The following is a 16,666-nucleotide window of genomic DNA, read 5'->3' on the forward strand; positions in this document are numbered from 1 at the left end:
GCAATCACGACAGATATATTTGTTTTCCTCATGGATCGATGAAGATAACTGCATTCCCATATCAATGGGCGTAGCGGAACATGCCGGAAAACTGCCTGAACCCTAATAACTATAAGAGGAATGACTCGTGGCCGATGCTATCGAAGAAAGCCGCTATGCCCGTTTTGCCCTGCGCTGCTCCAACTTCGCCGAACGCTGGTTCCCTGACTCCTGGGTGTTTGCCGCCCTCGCCGTGATCATTGTTGCCGTGGCGACCCTGGGCATGGGCGCGGCGCCGACCGAGGCTGCCAAGGCCTTTGGTGATGGGTTCTGGAGCCTGATCCCGTTCACCATGCAGATGGCTTTTGTGGTGATCGGTGGTTATGTGGTGGCCAGTTCGCCGCCGGCGGTGAAGCTGATTGACCGCTTGGCGCGTATCCCCAAGAACGGCCGTTCGGCGGTGGCTTGGGTAGCGTTGATCTCCATGGTCGCGTCCCTGCTGAACTGGGGTTTGTCCCTGGTGTTTGGCGGTTTGCTGGTGCGTGCGTTGGCGCGTCGTACGGATTTGCGCATGGATTACCGCGCAGCCGGCGCAGCCGCTTATTTGGGTCTGGGCGCGGTATGGGCGTTGGGGCTGTCGTCGTCGGCCGCGCAGTTGCAGGCCAACCCCGCAAGCCTGCCGCCGTCGATCCTGGCGATCACCGGGACGATCCCGTTCACCGACACAATCTTCCTGTGGCAATCCGGCGTGCTGTTGCTGGCGCTGATCGTGGTGTCGCTGATCATCGCCTACGCCACCGCGCCTGGCCCGAACAGTGCGCGTGACGCCAAGGCCTGCGGCGTCGACCCGGCGTTCAATCTGCCCAAGGTGCAAGCGCCGACCCGCCCGGGTGAATGGCTGGAACACAGCCCGCTGCTGACGATTTTGCTGGCGTTGCTCGCGGCCGGTTGGCTGTTCCACGAGTTTTCGACCAAGCCGGCGATCAGCGCGATCTCGGGGCTGAACACCTATAACTTCCTGTTCATCATGGTCGGCGCCCTGCTGCACTGGCGCCCGCGCAGCTTCCTCGACGCGGTGGTCCGTGCGGTGCCAACCACCACCGGCGTGCTGATCCAGTTCCCGTTGTACGGCTCGATTGCCGCGCTGATGACAGTAGTAAAGGGCGGCGACGGCCAGACCCTGGCACACCATATCTCCACGTTCTTCACCTCCATCGCCTCCCACGACACCTACGCGCTGTTGATGGGGGTGTACTCAGCGGTGCTGGGCTTCTTTATTCCGTCGGGCGGCGGCAAGTGGATCATCGAAGCGCCGTATGTGATGCAAGTGGCCAATGACCTGCAATACCACCTCGGCTGGGCGGTGCAGATCTACAACGCCGCCGAAGCGCTGCCGAACCTGATCAACCCGTTCTATATGCTGCCGCTGCTGGGGGTGCTGGGGCTGAAGGCGCGGGATTTGATTGGGTTTTCCTTCGTGCAGTTGCTGGTGCACACGCCGCTGGTGTTGTTCCTGCTGTGGGCGCTGGGGACGACGTTGAAGTATTTGCCGCCGGTGATGCCTTAAAGCAGCGGCAAGCTTCAAGTTGTTAGCCTCAAGCTTGCCGCTTGAAGCTTGCAGCTGTCTTCGTTCCGTCACATTGCGTTGCTACCGTCCTGCGAAATATCTTGTAATACCTCGCCAGGGACTCCCGCAATGACCGATGAGCACGAAGACCGCCCTACCCCCGACGCCGCAGCCCTGACACCGGTAGACACCAGCCGCCGGCGCTTCTTGGGGGGCGCGGCGGTACTGGGGGTCGGCGCGACGTTAAGTGCCTGCGGTAATACCAGCGAGGCACCGGGCAAACCGGTGGCGCGGCCGCTCACCCCACAAGAGCTGGACAAGGCCCTGCACGACCAGGTGAAAACCGTGGTGGTGATCTATGCCGAGAACCGCAGTTTCAACAACTTGTTTGCAGACTTTCCTGGCGTCGAGAAGCCACTGTCGGCCCTTTCCGTAAAAGATGCTCAGCAACGCGACCGCGACGGTAGCCTGCTGACCACCCTGCCCCCAGCCTGGGGTGGCGTGTTGCAAGTCGGTCCGCAAAGCGTGGACGGCGTGACTTATCCCAGCGAAGTGCAATACCAGGAAAACCTGCCCAACGCGCCGTTCGCTCTCAAGGGCCCGAACGCCGAAGACTTGCCCCTGAGCCTGGTCACCCGCGACTTGTGGCACGTGTTCTATCAGAACCAGATGCAGATCAACGGCGGCAAGAACGACAACTTTGTTGCCTGGGGCGATTCCGGTGGTCTGGTGATGGGCTATTACGCCCAGAGCCGTTATGCACTGCGCTTGTGGGACGTCGCCAAGGAGTTTGTGCTCTGCGATAACTTCTTCCAGGGTGCCTTCGGTGGCTCGTTCCTCAACCACCAGTACCTGATCAGCGCCACGGCGCCGTTTTACCCGAATGCCGCACAGTCGGTGGCCAAAGCGCAGATCGCCACGCTGCAAAGCGATGATCCCACCGACCCACGCCTTAAACCCTTGGATAAATCCCCGGCCAGCGCCATGACTGGCGCACCACAATTCGGTCCCAGCGCCCTGACGCCAGACGGTTACGGCGTGAACACCCTGGCGCCGCCCTACTGGCCGACCTGGATCCGCGACCCGGAAAACCCGGATTACTCCAAGCCCGACCTGCCCAACGTGCTGGTGCCGCAAACCCACGAACACATCGGCGACAAGCTGTCGAAAAAGAACATCGATTGGGCGTGGTATGCCGGGGCGTGGCAGGCCACGCTGGACCAGTTCAAGGATTCGGGCGGCATTCCGAAGATCCCCAACTTTCAGTACCACCACCAGCCGTTCAACTATTTCAAGCAACAGGGCCCGGAGAACCGCGCCGAGCGCGACAAACGCCTGCGCGACGGCGGTTTGGGCGATGAGTCCAGCACCAACAAGTTTTTCGCCGATGCCCAGGCCGGCAAGCTGCCAGCCGTGAGTTTCTATAAGCCCCAGGGCAACCTGAACATGCACGCCGGGTACGCCGACGTGGCCTCGGGCGACCGCCACATCGCCCGCGCCTTGAAGGTGTTGCAGGAAAGCCCGCAGTGGAAAAACATGGTGGTGGTGGTCACCGTCGATGAAAACGGCGGCTGGTGGGACCACGTGGCACCGCCCAAGGGTGACCGCTGGGGCCCTGGCACACGGATTCCGGCGTTGGTGGTGTCGCCGTTTGCACGCAAAGGCACGGTGGACCATACGGTCTATGACACCGCGTCGATCCTGCGCTTGATCACCCGCGTGTTCCAGTTGGAAAAACTCGACGGCCTCAAGCAGCGTGACGACGCCATGATCGCCCGCGGCCAGAAACCCATGGGCGATTTGAGCAACGCCTTGCAGTTCGACGTGTAGGTTTTCTTATCCAATAGCGACATGCCGGATGAATTAGCACGCGGTTTCGCGGGTCAGCCGCTACTGTGAGGGGGTGGGCTTTCATCCCGCGCAGACGGGCCTCGCTGACAAGGAATCACGCATGTTCAAACCGACCAGGTTGTCTTTCGCCCTGGCCGCACTGCTGACCAGTGCGGTCGTACAAGCCGATATCGAAGTGCCGCTGGGGAGCACGCAACGTGTCACCCAGCTGTTCGCGTTCCCCAATAACTGCAACGTCATCTGCTTTCGGCCCTGGTCGTTGGAGCAGACGGTCGAGCATTATCTGAACCAGAGCCTGCAACGGGACGGGTACAGCCGCGCCAAGGTCAACGTGAAGCACCACGACGGGCAGTTATCGGCGTTCTTCACTGGCGTGCCCGACGGCTACGGCCAGCCCTTGACGGCGCTGCTCAATACCGCCGATCTGGCCTATCAAGGTGCCAGTAAGCTAAACAGCGACGGCAAGTGGGCCTACAACTGGTATTTGTTCCTGCCGCTGGGCATGGCGCTGGAGAACCGCAAGAGCGTCGAATTGCTGCACTTCCCGCCGGATTATTCGCTGACCCAGGCTCAGGACTATCTGGAATCGGCCACCACCGACCGTTGGGCGGCACTGCTCACCGACAATGGCATCCCGGCCACTGAAACACCGGCCTACCAGACCATCATCGATATCGCCCCCATCGCCGCGCCGTCCAATGCGGGCAAGGACCTGGAAAACGTCTACAGCTACTTTGCCGACTATCAGACTCGCATGGTCAGGGAGCTGAGCCTGTCGTCCAAAGGCTCATTACCGATGGTCGCATTCGGCGCACCGGTACGCAGCTGGGTCAAACAACAATACGGGCAGACCGTGAACATTCTGGGCCTGGCGCAGATCAGCCCGGAGCCTGGCAAAACGGTCTCGGTATTGGGCGCCAACCACCCGAGTTACATCTGGTATGCCGCCGACCCCGCCAGCTATAACGGTGATGAGCAGAAAGCCGACGAAGCCGGTTTGAAGGTGATGGGTCAGGACTTGAGTGCTGCCTGCTGGCAGGCGGGGATGGGGCAGAAGCCCGCGAGCGACCCGAATGTGTTGCTCAAGGCGTGCATGAACACCTGGCAAGTCACGCGCAAGGAGCAGACCTGCGAATTGTTCTACACCTCGGTGCGCAACCTGACGCCGGAACAGGCAAACGCCAAATGCGCCACGCCGCCGGTCAAAACCCAGCTCAAACAACTGAAAGGTGAAGTCCCCGCGCCCGCCGTCGCAACTCCAGCGCTATAATCCAGACGGTTTTTGCATAGGATGTCAGCGATTTCTACTGTCAACTTTGACAGTAGAAATCGGATCCAACTTCAGTGAGTCTTGAGCCGCGTTCATTTGCTGCAAGACTGGCAGTCAGGCATTTCCGAAAAGTCGATGCAGCCCAACCCTGGAGAGTTATGAAAACTCAGGCCATGGATAAGGCTAAGACCGTCACGCCCGCCTGCCTCTATCCCTTCAAGTCCCTGACCGTTGAGCAGGGCTATCCCTCGACTCAGCAATTTCAGGTCGAGCGCGATGGCATCAAGGCGCGCGTCCACTTCGACAGTCGTGTACGTATTGCCAGGATCTCCGGTTGGGCGGTGGGCGAACGACGTCTGCATACCGTGCAATTGTCGCCACGCATTCACCTGTATGACAGCTGGTTCTGCGGCCTGCTACCACACTCTTGCGACCCGAACGTGTTTGTCGATACCACGTACCTGGAGCTTTGGACCTTGCGCCCTATCCTGCCCGGCGAGCCGCTGACGGTGGATTACGCCACCACCGAAGACATGCTGTCTCGGCAATTCGCGTGCGAATGCCATGAGTTGAGCTGCCGGCGCTGGATCACCGGCAGGCAGCAACAGTTAAACGCCGAGGGCCAGGCGTTCATGGCCCAGTGGCGCAACCGCAAACAACCTTAAGCTTCGCCCAGCGGACGCAGGCGATATTGCGGCGGCAATTGCTCGAAACCACTGATGGTAGTGTTCAAGCTCTTCCAGCGGCCGTCCTTGATGCCATAGATGCAGCCATGGATCGACAGGCTCTGCCCACGGTGCCAGGCGTTTTGCACAATGCTGGTGTGGCCGACGTTGGCCACTTGCTGGACCACGTTCAGCTCGCACAGGCGGTCGACGCGTTCTTCTTCGGTCGGCAATTGGGCCAACAGGTCGCGATTTTCGTAGTAAAGGTCACGAATGGTGCGCAGCCAGCCGTCGATCAGGCCGAACTGGCGGTCCTGCATCGAGGCGCGTACGCCGCCGCAGCCATAATGGCCGGTGACCAGGATGTGTTTGACCTTGAGCACGTCCACCGCGTACTGGATCACCGACAGGCAATTGAGGTCGGTGTGCAGCACCACATTGGCCACGTTGCGGTGTACGAACAGATCGCCCGGCAACATGCCGACGATCTCGTTGGCCGGTACGCGGGCATCGGAACAACCGATCCACAGGTATTCAGGGGTTTGCTGGCGGGCGAGCTTGGCGAAGAATTCGGGATCTTCCTGTTTGATCGCATCCGCCCAGCGTTCGTTGTTATCAAGCAGGTCTTGTAGTTCGTTCATCAGGGAAAGCCTCAGGAATGATGCGCAGCTTTGTGACTGACAACCCTTCGTCCGGGTCACGCTTAGCGTGAATTAGCTTGAATTTTTGGGGCTCGCAGCCTGTCCACACACTATAAGCCCCACAGTATGAGGATTGGCCATGACTGATTCACGACGCCCCTACGGTGCTACGCAGCCCGAACCTATTGATGACAACGAAGATCGCATGGGTTCGATGCGAGAGCTGGATTTTGACGAGCAGGAACCGACCGCCGAGATTGGCGATGAGATCCCGCGTCGCGAGCGCGAACACCGGATGCCCGACGAACGGGTGCGCGAGGCGGGGCTAACCGGTGCATCGACGGATGACCATGAGCCGACCGATGATGATTTGAGCCCGGAAACGCTGATCCATGAGGACGGTGCGCGGGATGCGCGGGAGGAAGGTGAGGATAGTCCGGCGGATTATGATTTGAGCATTGTGGATGAAGAGGGGATTGGCGGAGGGAATGGGTTGGATGAGGCTGAGCTGGCCGACCTGGACCCTGTAGGCAAAAAACGCTGATTCACCGCAGTGCTAGCAGTGCTAAATGTGGGAGGGGGCTTGCCCCCGATGGCAGTGTGTCAGTGATGAAGGTATCAACTGAACCACCGCTATCGGGGGCAAGTCGAATCGTCGCACCGCCCCTCCCACATTTGGATCGAGTTTAGTCGACTAAAGTGCAGGCCATCACGACTGCATCTTCACGCCCCCCCACCGCCGGGTAGTAATCCCGGCGCCGGCCAATCTCATTGAAACCATAACGCTCATACAGGCGAAACGCGCCGGTATTGCTGTCGCGCACTTCCAGGAAGCATTCCCGGGCGCTCGCTTCGTACGCGCGGGACATCAAATGCTCCAACAGCGCCAACCCCAGCCCACGGCCCTGGTTTTCGGGTTTTACTGTGATATTCAGCAAATGCGCTTCATCCAGGATGATCTGCACCACCCCATGCCCCACTTGCTGCTCACCTTCGAACATCAGCCAGATCTGGTATTTGCCCAACCCATCGAGAAAAATCCCACGGGTCCAGGGGTGGCTGAACGCCGCGTATTCGATTTTCAGCACGGCGTCGAGGTCGGCCTCGGTCATCGGGCGGAAGGATAAAGCCTCACTCATCGGTTGTTTTCCAGCGCGCCATCAGCCGGCGCATGGCTTGCCAGACATCAGCCTTACGCTGTGGCTCTTCCATTAATAATTCCAGGCCCGGCAGGGCCCACACCGAGCCCAGGCCTTCGACTTGCAGTTCGCGGTACCAGGCTTCGGCGTTGGCTTCGCCGGCAAAACGCACGGCAGGCAGGCCGATCAACCACAGGCACACACAGGGTTCGTCTTCCAGGCGTGCCGACACAAAACCTTGCACAAAATCTCGCGCCGCCTCCGGGCCCTGGTCCATATTGCCACGCACCAACAATGGCCAGCGCACTGGGTCGCCGACGATCTGCGGGCTGTCGGGCAGGCCGGCGGCGCGCAGCATGTCCTTGAGCAGCAGATAGGCCGGGTCGCGGGCCTGGAAACGCTCACCGGTGGGCAATTCCACCAGCAGCAGGCAACGCCCGGCCCGCAGCAGTTGCAGGGCAAAGCGCGGCGGCGGGATGACCAGGGCCTTGACCACCGGGGCAGCCTCTTCGGCCACCACGGCGGCCTTGGTCACCGGCGACGGGCGCGGCACTTCGATCTTGGCGCGCTCTACCACAGGCCGCACAGGCGCTGCGGCCTTGACCACCGCCACCGGCGCGGCCGCTTCTTCGCCCGATGGCTCGAACGCGTCATACGGCTCAAGCGCTTCCAGCAGCTCAGGCCGCGACGGCGCGGCAAACGGCAGTTCGGTGCGGGGCAGCCAGTTGACCACCTGCATGGCGGTCAAGTAAGCGCGACGTCGGGACTCGATAAGCACAGCTCGGCCACTTGTGGATAACTAAAGAGCGGGGATTCTACCGCTGTTCGGTAACAATCGCCCACTGCGCACTGACCGGCTGTGGATAAATCCCCCGCCTGATGCAGTACAATCGCGACTTTTCATCGCCAACCAACCGGCCATTCCCATGATCGAACCCAAGCGCGTCCTACGCGCCCTCGCCGAACACTGGGCCTTACTTGAGCCACTGTGCGAACACTTTGACCAAGGCACCCTGAGCCTGGGCGAACTGCGCGCGCAACTGGCCGCCCAACAACTGGACAGCACGCCACAGGACATCACCAGCCTGCTGGACGTGTGGATTCGCCTGGATATCCTGGTGCCTGTCGCCAAGAGCCCGAACCGTTTCGAGCTCAACGCACAGATCCACGACTTCCTGGCCTATCTTCGCAAGGAGCACCGGCTTGGCCTGTGCCTGGAAATCGAAGCCTACCTGCGCCACCTCGAGCGCCTGGCCGGTTATATCCAGGACGCCTTCGACATCCGTGATGGCCACGACCTGGCGCGCCAACTGCGCTTGCTGGATATGCGCGTGCGGGACGTGCTGAAAAAACTCGCCAACGACGAACAGGCCCTCGCTGCCGTGGCCGACCGCGCCAAGACCAGCGACCGGCAGATTCCATTGCGCCAGCGTTATGCCGAGGTATTGGCGACCTGGGACGAATACGTCGAACCGATGATCCAACTGGTGAACGCCGACGGCGCCTTCGAACAGGGCGTGCGCAAGGTGGAGAATGTGTTGCTGCGCCTGCTCACCGAGCAACAGCGCCTCGGCCATCTGGTGGACGACGACATGTTGCTGCGGACCCACGCACGCATTCTCGAGATGCAAACCAGCGCCCAGCTGACATTGCGCCATGCTCGCGAATTGCTGCTGCCGCTGCGTGAAGAAGCGCGCCGGCACAATGCCGTGACCCGTGGCGCAGCGCTGGCCCTGTCGGCCATCCGCCGCAAAGGCCTGGACGCAGTGCCGCAAGCGGCCATGCCGATGTTTACCCGTCCGCAAAGCACCTTCCTTGGCAGTGCCAGCCAAGTGGAAGCTTATGTGTATGCATTGGCGAATTTCGAGCCGAAACCGGCGCGTTTCCCCAAGGCACACAAATCCTACAAGGGCGAAGCCCAACGCGCACCGCGCACGGTCAAGGAGATGCTCGAACGCTGCGAAGATGCGCTGCCGATGCCGGACCTGATGACGTGGCTGCTGGAGCAGGAACCGGACGGCGCCACCGACGAATTGCTGTACTGGTTCTCGCGTTTGTCCCGCGAAAAACGCTTCAAGCGCGAACGCCTGGAACGCCGCGACTACCACACCACCGAGCACCAGGTCAGCCTGCGCTCCTTCGCCCTGCTCCCGGCCGCCGTTGACGCGACCGAGAATCCCGCGAGCACACCTCATGCATCTTGATCTATCCGAACTGTCCCAGCTGGCGCCGATCTTTCGCGAGCTGTTCAAGGGTTACCACGTCAGCCGCCGCGACCCGGAGCTGTACGCCCAACTGTCGAACTTCCAGGACCAGTACCGCACGCTGTTCAAGGCCCTGGGCTTTGAGTTGGTCTGCGATACCCGCGGTTTCTACTACTTCGTGCCGGACACCGCCGCAGCCGCCGCGCAGGTGAACAAGACTGCCCAGCGCCTGGCGTTGTTCACCTTCATCATCGTCGAGCACTTGGCTGACCAGGGCCGCGACCCGATCGCCGTGCTCGACGGCGGCAGTCTGGGCCGCGATGAGTTGCCATCGCTGCTGGAGAAATATCGCGACCTGTTTATCCAGGCCGAAGTGCAGACCCAGGAAGAACTCGAAGAAAAGATCATGCGCCGCATGACCCAACTGGGTTTTGCCAGCGAAGACAACGGCGTGTACCGCTTCTTGCCGCCGATGCACCGCTTTCTCGATGTGTGCCTCTCGGTGCAGCAGGACCGCGACTTGGCGGCCAGCGTGCACAGCGTGTTGCCACTGCCGGCGCCGGTAATCATCGACGAAGACAGCGATGAGAAATTGCTGAAGACCGATGACCCGCTGGACTTGAGCGACTTTGAGGACGAAAGCGAAGAAGATGCCCTGGCCCGCGCCATTGCCGAAGAACAGGAGACCGATGCATGAGCAAGGAACGCTACGGCATCCGCCGCTTCGCCCTATTGAACACCGCTGGCTACAGCCTGGGTTTGTTCCCGCTGGAAGAACCGCTGTCGGTGTATGGCGCGAACAACCTGGGTAAATCCGCGTCGATCAACGCCTTGCAGTTCCCGATCCTGGCGCGCATGTCGGACATGAGTTTCGGCAAGTACACCCTGGAACAATCGCGCCGGTTCTACTTTGCCAGCGACACCAGCTACATCCTCGTCGAAGTGTCCCTGCCTCACGGCCCGCACGTGATCGGCGTGGTCGGTCGCGGCCCGGGCGGCGGTTTCGGGCACCAGTTCTTTGCCTATGCCGGCAAGCTCGACCTGGCTCACTACCAGAAAAACGACACCTGCCTGCGCCAGAAAGAGTTGTTTACCAACCTAGAGCGCGAAGGCCTGAAAGCCTACGAACTCAAGCCGGATGAACTGCGTCGTTTGCTGGTGGGCGGCCATACGTCGATCCCGCTGGACCTGACCCTGATTCCGCTGCGCTCTACCAGCGAGCAGAGCCTGAAGACCTTCCGCGCACTGTTTATCAACCTGCTGCACATGCGCGAAATCACGGCGGCCAAGCTTAAGCAGCTGTTCCTCGATGCGTTCGAACACAGCCTGCGCTCCGGTAGCGTGGATTACATCGCCGCGTGCGAAGAAGCCTTCCGCGATGTACGTCGCATGGAGCAGGACTACAACTCGCTGGTCGCCGCCGGCCCGTTGGTCGAAGCCCTGTCCAATGGTGTGCGTCAGCGCGACGTATTGCGCGGCAAATTGCATCGCCTGTCGCCGTTGCTCGATTCGTTGCTGGGCACTTGGTCGGACTACGCCAGTGCACGCAAGGAAGAGCTGACCATCCAGGCCGAGCACTACCGCAATGAGCAGGACGCGCTGCAGAACGATCAGCGTGGCGGCACCCAGGAGCTGATGCGCCTGGAGCGGGAAATCAGCGGTATCCAGCGTTGGTTGGGCGAGTTGTCGGTGCTCAAGCATCGCTTTGCGTTGGTGGATGACGTGAAAGTGCTGGAGCAACAATTGCTGGCGGCCAAGGACGCCCACGATGAACTGGCGGGCGCCCTGGCGCAGTCGCGGCAGTTCAGCGCCGAGGACTTGGACGAACGCCTGCGCGACCTGGAAAAACGTTTGAAGTCGGTCAAGCAGCAGCTTGATCACGCCGACAACAACAGCTACGCCAAACTGCGGGAAGAATTCTCACAGCAGGATGTCGAGCGTCTGATGCGCCTGTTCAACAGTTCGTTGTTCAGCCTGCCATTGGGCGAGCATGGCATCACGCTGGATGAAGATGGCCTGTGGGTTAAATCCCTGGAGCAGATCCTGGATGGCTTCAAGGGCGAACGTTTTGAAGTGCCGGGGCTGTCCATCGACATTTCCCACATCGAGCCGCCTGCACTGCAAGCCCTGGCGGATCGTGCGGCATTGCGCGACCAGAAAGAGCGTCTGGAAAAAGAACTCAAGCAGCTCAAGACTCAGCAAGCCGTAGCCTCTGACCGTGCCGCGAGCAAGACCCAGACCGAGGCGCTGTACCAGCAAGTACTGGACGCGCAGAAGGCGTTGGAAGACTTCCGTCGTGCGCAAACCCTGAGCGCGGAAGAAGGCGAGAAGCTGGAAAACCTGGCGCAGATGGAAGCGGCACAGGACGAGTTGAAGCGCTCCAGCGATGCGTTTACCGAACGCGTCCAGCAGCTGTCGGCCAAGCTGCAACTGGTGGGTCGTCAGATCGGCGACATGGAAGCCAAGCAACGCACGCTGGATGACGCATTGCGCCGTCGTCAGCTGTTGCCAGCGGACTTGCCGTTCGGCACGCCGTTCATGGACCCGGTCGACGACTCCATGGACAACCTCCTGCCGTTGCTCAACGACTATCAGGACAGCTGGCAAGGCCTGCTGCGCGCTGATGGCCAGATCGAGGCGCTGTATGCCCAGGTGCGCCTCAAGGGTGTGGCGAAGTTCGACAGCGAGGATGACGTTGAGCGTCGCCTGCAATTGCTGATCAACGCGTATGCGCACCGTACCGATGAAGCGCTGACGTTGGGTAAAGCGCGACGTGCGGCGGTGACCGATATTGCGCGGACCTTGCGTAACATCCGCAGCGACTACGACAGCCTTGAGCATCAACTGGCGTTGTTCAACCGCGAGATCAACAAGCGCCAGGTGTCCAACCTGCAAAGCTTCCGCATCGTGCTGGCGCCGAACAAGGAAGCCCTCAAACATATCGACCAGATCATCCACAGTGCCGGTCAGTATGAAGAAGGCGAAACCCTGTCGGTGTTCGACCTCAGCCAGAGCGCCGAGCAAGACAACAAGAACGAAGAGGCCAAGGAATACCTGGCCCGCCTGGTGGCCGCCAACCATAACCAGTTGGGTCTCAAGGATTTGTTCGAACTGGCGTTCGAAATCACCAAGGTGCACGGCCAGCCGGTGATTCACACCGACATCGACGGCGCAGCGTCCAACGGCACCACCATGACCATCAAGGCGCTGACCAACATGTACTTGTTGCTGCACTTGATGGACCGCGACCAGGCCGGGCGCGTGCGTTTGCCGTACTACCTCGATGAGGCGGCAGATATCGACGAGAAGAACCAGGCGGCATTGCTGGAAACCAGTCTGCAGTTGGGCTTTGTGCCGATCCTGGCCAGTGTGAAACCGCAGGTTTCTGCTCAGGTGGCGATTGACCTGGAAGGTGGCAGCGGGCCGAACGGGATCTATATCGATGAAGCGGACTGGAAGTACATTCGTCGCCACGATGTAGTGAAGGCGACGGTCAATGTGCAGGCGGATGAGCCGGAGTTGGATGAGGTCTGATTTTTTCGGCTGAAATGCAAAAGGCCCCTGGATGTGAATCCAGGGGCCTTTTTTGTTGTCTGTGTCGGCCTCATCGGGGGCAAGCCCCCTCCCACCTTGGAATGCAGCCCACTGTGGGAGGGGGCTTGCCCCCGATAGCCGCACCTCAGGCTATTTGCCCAACGGAATCTTGGGCGCCCAGGTCAACCATTCCTCTTCAAACTTATCGAACAACGGGAATGTCTGCTGCGGTCGCGCAATGTTGCCCATCCGTTCACCGTCTGGCGTCGCAAAGGCAATCCCACCCGCCACCAGGGTTTCCAGGGACTCTGTGCGCACCGTCGCACCTTTGAACAACCCGAAGTCGAGACCAAAGCCGCTGGTGTTCCAGAAACGGCTGCCGCTGCGGACCAGCGGCGCATATTTCGGCTCGATCAGAATGTGGATCAGCACACGGTCCGCCGTCTGGCCCAGCTCGTAGCCGGTGACTTTTCCGACAGTGACTTCACGGTAGGTCACCGGTACGCCTTCCTTCAGCGAACCACGACGGGCAGCGCTGAGGGTCAGGCTCAGGCCTTGCTCTTGGTGTACGGCCTCGGGCGGCTGATCCAGGGCGACGAAGTTCTTTTGTGGCCCTGCGTTTTTCACCGCGGGCTGCACTTCGATGTATTGACCGGTGACCAGCGTTTCAAGGTTCGAGGTTTTCATCAGGCCCAGTTCCGGCTTGACCACCCAGAACTGACTGCCGGCACGCGCAATGCGGTCAGCGACTTGGGTTATGCGAGCGCTGAGCAGCACTGATTGCATGTCGGCACTGAGATCAACGCTTTCGATCTTGCCCACGTCCAGGCCTTTGAAGCGCACTGGTGTCCCAGGGCGCATGCCGTCTGCGCGGTCGACCTTGATGGTCACCAAGGTGCCGTGCTGGTTGGCAGCTTCGCGGTCGGCGAACAGGCGGAATCGTGGAATGCGCTTTTTCAGCGGTACGTTCTGCTCCGGGGTTTCAAAAGCGATTCCGCCGGCCATCAGGCTGGCCAGGGATTCACTTTTCACTTGAATGCCGCCGGTGAGGCCGCCGGTCAGGGTCACGCCGCTGGCATTCCAGAAACGCGTAGAGCCGTTGACCAGGTTTTCGTATTCCTTCTCGATATGGACGCCGATCACCAATTGCTTGGTCTTGCGCGAGAACTGATAGCTCTGCACCGAACCGACCTTGACCTGTTTGTAGAGGATCGGGCTGCCAACATCCAGGGAGCCGAGGTTGTCGGTGAACAACACCATGTGCAGGCCAGGGGAGCGCAGGTCCAACGGCGGCGCCTTGGCTCGGGCGACGAATTCGCGTTGTGGCGCGCTACCTTTGTCGCCGGGGCGGATGGCGATGTAGTTACCTTTGACCAAAGCCTCAAGCCCGGTGATACCTGCCAGGGAGATCGATGGTTTGACTACCCAGAATTGGGTGTCTTGTACGAGATAGTCTTCGGCCAATGGGTCGAGGGTCAGCTCTGCGTTGGCGCTGGACAAGTCTGGGTCGATCTTCAGGGTTTTCAGGCTGCCGACTTGGATACCTTTGTACATGACGGGGGTACGCCCGGCTTGCAGGCCTTCGAAGTCAGTCAGCTTGACCTTGACCTTGATGCCGGCGGCGGCGGCATCGAAGTCCTCATAGAGGCGGAAAGGCAGGCTTGGGTCGGTCGGCGGGCTGTCCTTGCGGTTTTCTGGCGTGGCAAACGCGATGCCACCGGCGACGATGCTGGAGAGGGACTCGCTGCGCACCTTCACGCCGGAGAGGTTGGCATCGATGCTGATGCCGCTGGCGTTCCAGAAACGCGTGTGTTTGCGCACCAGGCTGGCGTAGGTCGGTTCGATATAGACCTTGATTTCGACGGTACTCTGGTCTTCAGACAGCAAGTAGCTTTTAACCTGGCCGACCTGGATCTGTTTGTAGAACACCGGGCTGCCACGGTTGAGCGAGCCGAGGCGGTCGGCTTTGACGGTCAGGTGCAGGCCGGGCTTGGCATCAGATAAAGGAGGCTCTTCGGAGAGCGCCTTGAACTTGCGTGTAGGCTCGCCATCGCCGGGACTGGCGGCGATGTAGTTACCCGAGACCAGGGTTTCCAGACCGGTGATACCGGCCAGGGTTACGCTAGGCTTCACCAGCCAGAAACGCGTGTTGGTCTTGAGGTATTGATCGACATCCTTGTTCATCTCGATGGTGGCAATTACCCCGCGGTTACTGCCTTCGTCGTCCAAAGCCAAAGCCTTGACCTTACCCACGGTCATGCCTTTGTAGACCACTTCGGTCTTGTTGACCTGGATGCCTTCGCCGCTTTCGAAACGGACCTGTATCTCGATGCCTTGCTGGGTATAGGCGCGCCATCCCAACCAGCCGCCAATAATCAAGGCAATCAGGGGCAATACCCAAATGGCCGACCAGTTGGAGGCCGGGCGGGTTTTAGCTTTTGGCAAATCACTCATGGTCGTCGTCCGACTCCGTGTTATCCCAAATCAGTCGGGGATCAAAAGTTACTGCGGCAAGCATCGTCAAGATCACCACACTGGCGAACGCTGCTGCGCCGAGATTGGCCTCGACACTGGCAAGCCGCCCAAAGTTTACGACCGCCACCAGAATGGCGATCACGAAAATATCCAGCATGGACCAGCGGCCAATGAACTCAATAAAGCGGTACATCACAATGCGCTGCTGCGCGGACAGCGGTTGGTGGCGCTGCACCGAGAACAGTAGCAGACCAATGCCCACCAGCTTGAACGTTGGCACCAGGATGCTGGCGATAAATACGACGGCCGCGATGGGATACATACCGTGCTGAACCAATTGGATCACGCCGGCCATGATGGTGCTGGGATCCCCTTGACCGAGGGAGTTGATGGTCATGATGGGCAGCAGGTTGGCTGGAATGTACAAGATGGCCGCAGTGATCAACAGTGCCCAAGTGCGGGTGAGGCTGTTGGGGCGGCGGGCATGGATCAGTGCACCGCAACGGGTGCAGAGTTGCTCATCACTGTCAGCATCTTGTTTGTTCAATTCGTGGCATTCGGTACAAATCAAAATGCCTGCATCAATCGCCCGCATGATCATCCTCTCCTGACAGTGCTTGCCAGATCTGGTGGGACGACATCACCACCTCAAGTAGTACTTGGACCATTAATAAGCTTATGAAACAGACCAGGCCCAAGCCGATGGTAATCGAGGCCATGTCGGCGAGCTTTACGATCGCCACCAGGACGCCCATCAGATAGACCTCCAACATTCCCCAGTCTTTCATATGGTGATAAATGCGATAGAGCAACAGGCCGTAACTGCGACCGACTTTCCAGCGAATACTGAGCAGCACAGCCAATTGGCAGAGCAGCTTAAGCAGGGGAATGCCCATGCTGCACAAGAACACTACGGCCGCCACGCCTTGCATGCCAGTGTCGAACAGGCCAACGACGCCGCTCCACACCGTATCCTCTGACGATTGGCCCAGTAGATTGAGCTGCATGATGGGCAAAAAGTTCGCCGGAATGTACAGCAATAGTGCAGCGATGACCAAGGCGAGGCTTCGCTCAACGACGTTGTGGCGGTGAGCGTAAAGCTCGTAACCGCACCGCGGGCATTGAGCTTTCTCGCCAAGGGCAAGCACCGGTTTGCGCATCAGCAAGTCGCACTCATGGCATGCCACCAGTTCGTCCAGCGGTAAATCCGACACCTCGAGGGCATCAACCGGGTCGGGCATAAGTAGGGCTCGGACTCTAAAAAAGGTTAGGTGCCTATTCTAGTGGTCTGGTTCAGAAATAACTGTGCAAATTTGTCGGCGCTGGGCTGACTTTTCTTGC

General features: G+C 60.0%; 14 protein-coding genes. 8 read left to right on the forward strand and 6 right to left on the reverse strand.

Annotation, left to right across the window (positions count from 1 at the left end; all coding sequences use genetic code 11):
- Window positions 1–127: 127 nt before the first annotated feature.
- The 4 genes from DYL61_RS06260 (at window position 128) to DYL61_RS06275 (ending at window position 5,332) form a co-directional block, all read left to right on the forward strand.
- Window positions 128–1,546 carry a short-chain fatty acid transporter gene (locus DYL61_RS06260; RefSeq protein ID WP_135307643.1) on the forward strand — a complete coding sequence of 473 codons (1,419 nt, stop codon included), beginning with the start codon at window positions 128–130 and terminating at the stop codon, window positions 1,544–1,546.
- A gap of 129 nt (window positions 1,547–1,675) precedes the next feature.
- Window positions 1,676–3,376, forward strand: coding sequence for an acid phosphatase (locus tag DYL61_RS06265; RefSeq protein WP_135307644.1), 1,701 nt, complete (start codon window positions 1,676–1,678; stop codon window positions 3,374–3,376).
- Between the two features lie 121 nt (window positions 3,377–3,497).
- Entirely contained in the window at window positions 3,498–4,667 is a 1,170-nt protein-coding gene (locus tag DYL61_RS06270; protein ID WP_135307645.1) for a hypothetical protein, read from the forward strand.
- Window positions 4,668–4,825: 158 nt separating this feature from the next.
- Window positions 4,826–5,332: an SET domain-containing protein-lysine N-methyltransferase gene (locus DYL61_RS06275; RefSeq protein ID WP_135307646.1), complete on the forward strand. Its 507-nt coding sequence runs from the start codon at window positions 4,826–4,828 to the stop codon at window positions 5,330–5,332.
- Here DYL61_RS06275 and can read toward each other — a convergent pair.
- Window positions 5,329–5,973: a carbonate dehydratase gene (gene can, locus DYL61_RS06280; protein WP_105697528.1), complete on the reverse strand. Its 645-nt coding sequence runs from the start codon at window positions 5,971–5,973 to the stop codon at window positions 5,329–5,331. The two genes, DYL61_RS06275 and can, sit on opposite strands and share 4 nt — an antisense overlap.
- A 139-nt stretch (window positions 5,974–6,112) precedes the next feature.
- On the opposite strand from can, the gene DYL61_RS06285 reads away from it, so the two are divergent.
- A complete protein-coding gene (locus DYL61_RS06285; RefSeq protein WP_135307647.1) occupies window positions 6,113–6,517 on the forward strand; it encodes a serine kinase/phosphatase in 405 nt (134 codons plus the stop codon).
- Window positions 6,518–6,659: 142 nt separating this feature from the next.
- Here DYL61_RS06285 and rimI read toward each other — a convergent pair whose 3' ends face one another.
- Together rimI and DYL61_RS06295 are read right to left on the reverse strand one after the other, a co-directional pair.
- Window positions 6,660–7,112 carry a ribosomal protein S18-alanine N-acetyltransferase gene (gene rimI / locus DYL61_RS06290; RefSeq protein WP_016968845.1) on the reverse strand — a complete coding sequence of 151 codons (453 nt, stop codon included), beginning with the start codon at window positions 7,110–7,112 and terminating at the stop codon, window positions 6,660–6,662.
- Window positions 7,105–7,851, reverse strand: coding sequence for an energy transducer TonB (locus tag DYL61_RS06295; RefSeq protein WP_135307656.1), 747 nt, complete (start codon window positions 7,849–7,851; stop codon window positions 7,105–7,107). The genes rimI and DYL61_RS06295 overlap by 8 nt, the downstream gene beginning before the upstream one ends.
- A 187-nt stretch (window positions 7,852–8,038) precedes the next feature.
- Between DYL61_RS06295 and mksB the strand changes: the two genes are divergently transcribed.
- Genes mksB through mksF form a run of 3 tightly spaced genes read left to right on the forward strand, consistent with a single transcriptional unit; the run spans window position 8,039 to window position 12,850 of the window.
- On the forward strand, window positions 8,039–9,316 hold the full coding sequence (mksB, locus tag DYL61_RS06300) for an Mks condensin complex protein MksB (RefSeq protein ID WP_135307648.1): 1,278 nt from the start codon (window positions 8,039–8,041) through the stop codon (window positions 9,314–9,316).
- Entirely contained in the window at window positions 9,306–10,013 is a 708-nt protein-coding gene (mksE, locus tag DYL61_RS06305) for an Mks condensin complex protein MksE (RefSeq protein ID WP_135307649.1), read from the forward strand. The genes mksB and mksE overlap by 11 nt, the downstream gene beginning before the upstream one ends.
- The gene (mksF, locus tag DYL61_RS06310) at window positions 10,010–12,850 is read left to right on the forward strand and encodes an Mks condensin complex protein MksF (protein WP_135307650.1); all 2,841 of its coding nucleotides are present in this window, start codon (window positions 10,010–10,012) and stop codon (window positions 12,848–12,850) included. Before mksE ends, mksF begins: the two co-directional genes overlap by 4 nt.
- A 150-nt stretch (window positions 12,851–13,000) precedes the next feature.
- Here mksF and DYL61_RS06315 read toward each other — a convergent pair whose 3' ends face one another.
- The 3 genes from DYL61_RS06315 to DYL61_RS06325 are packed head-to-tail and all read right to left on the reverse strand — an operon-like array spanning window position 13,001 to window position 16,566.
- Window positions 13,001–15,304, reverse strand: coding sequence for a PqiB family protein (locus DYL61_RS06315; RefSeq protein WP_135307651.1), 2,304 nt, complete (start codon window positions 15,302–15,304; stop codon window positions 13,001–13,003).
- Complete coding sequence (locus DYL61_RS06320) at window positions 15,297–15,920, reverse strand: paraquat-inducible protein A (protein WP_135307652.1); 624 nt, start codon at window positions 15,918–15,920, stop codon at window positions 15,297–15,299. Before DYL61_RS06320 ends, DYL61_RS06315 begins: the two co-directional genes overlap by 8 nt.
- Window positions 15,907–16,566 carry a paraquat-inducible protein A gene (locus DYL61_RS06325; protein WP_135307653.1) on the reverse strand — a complete coding sequence of 220 codons (660 nt, stop codon included), beginning with the start codon at window positions 16,564–16,566 and terminating at the stop codon, window positions 15,907–15,909. The genes DYL61_RS06320 and DYL61_RS06325 overlap by 14 nt, the downstream gene beginning before the upstream one ends.
- Window positions 16,567–16,666: the final 100 nt, after the last annotated feature.

The organism is Pseudomonas nabeulensis, from assembly GCF_004682045.1.
Classification (GTDB): Bacteria; Pseudomonadota; Gammaproteobacteria; order Pseudomonadales; family Pseudomonadaceae; genus Aquipseudomonas; species Aquipseudomonas nabeulensis.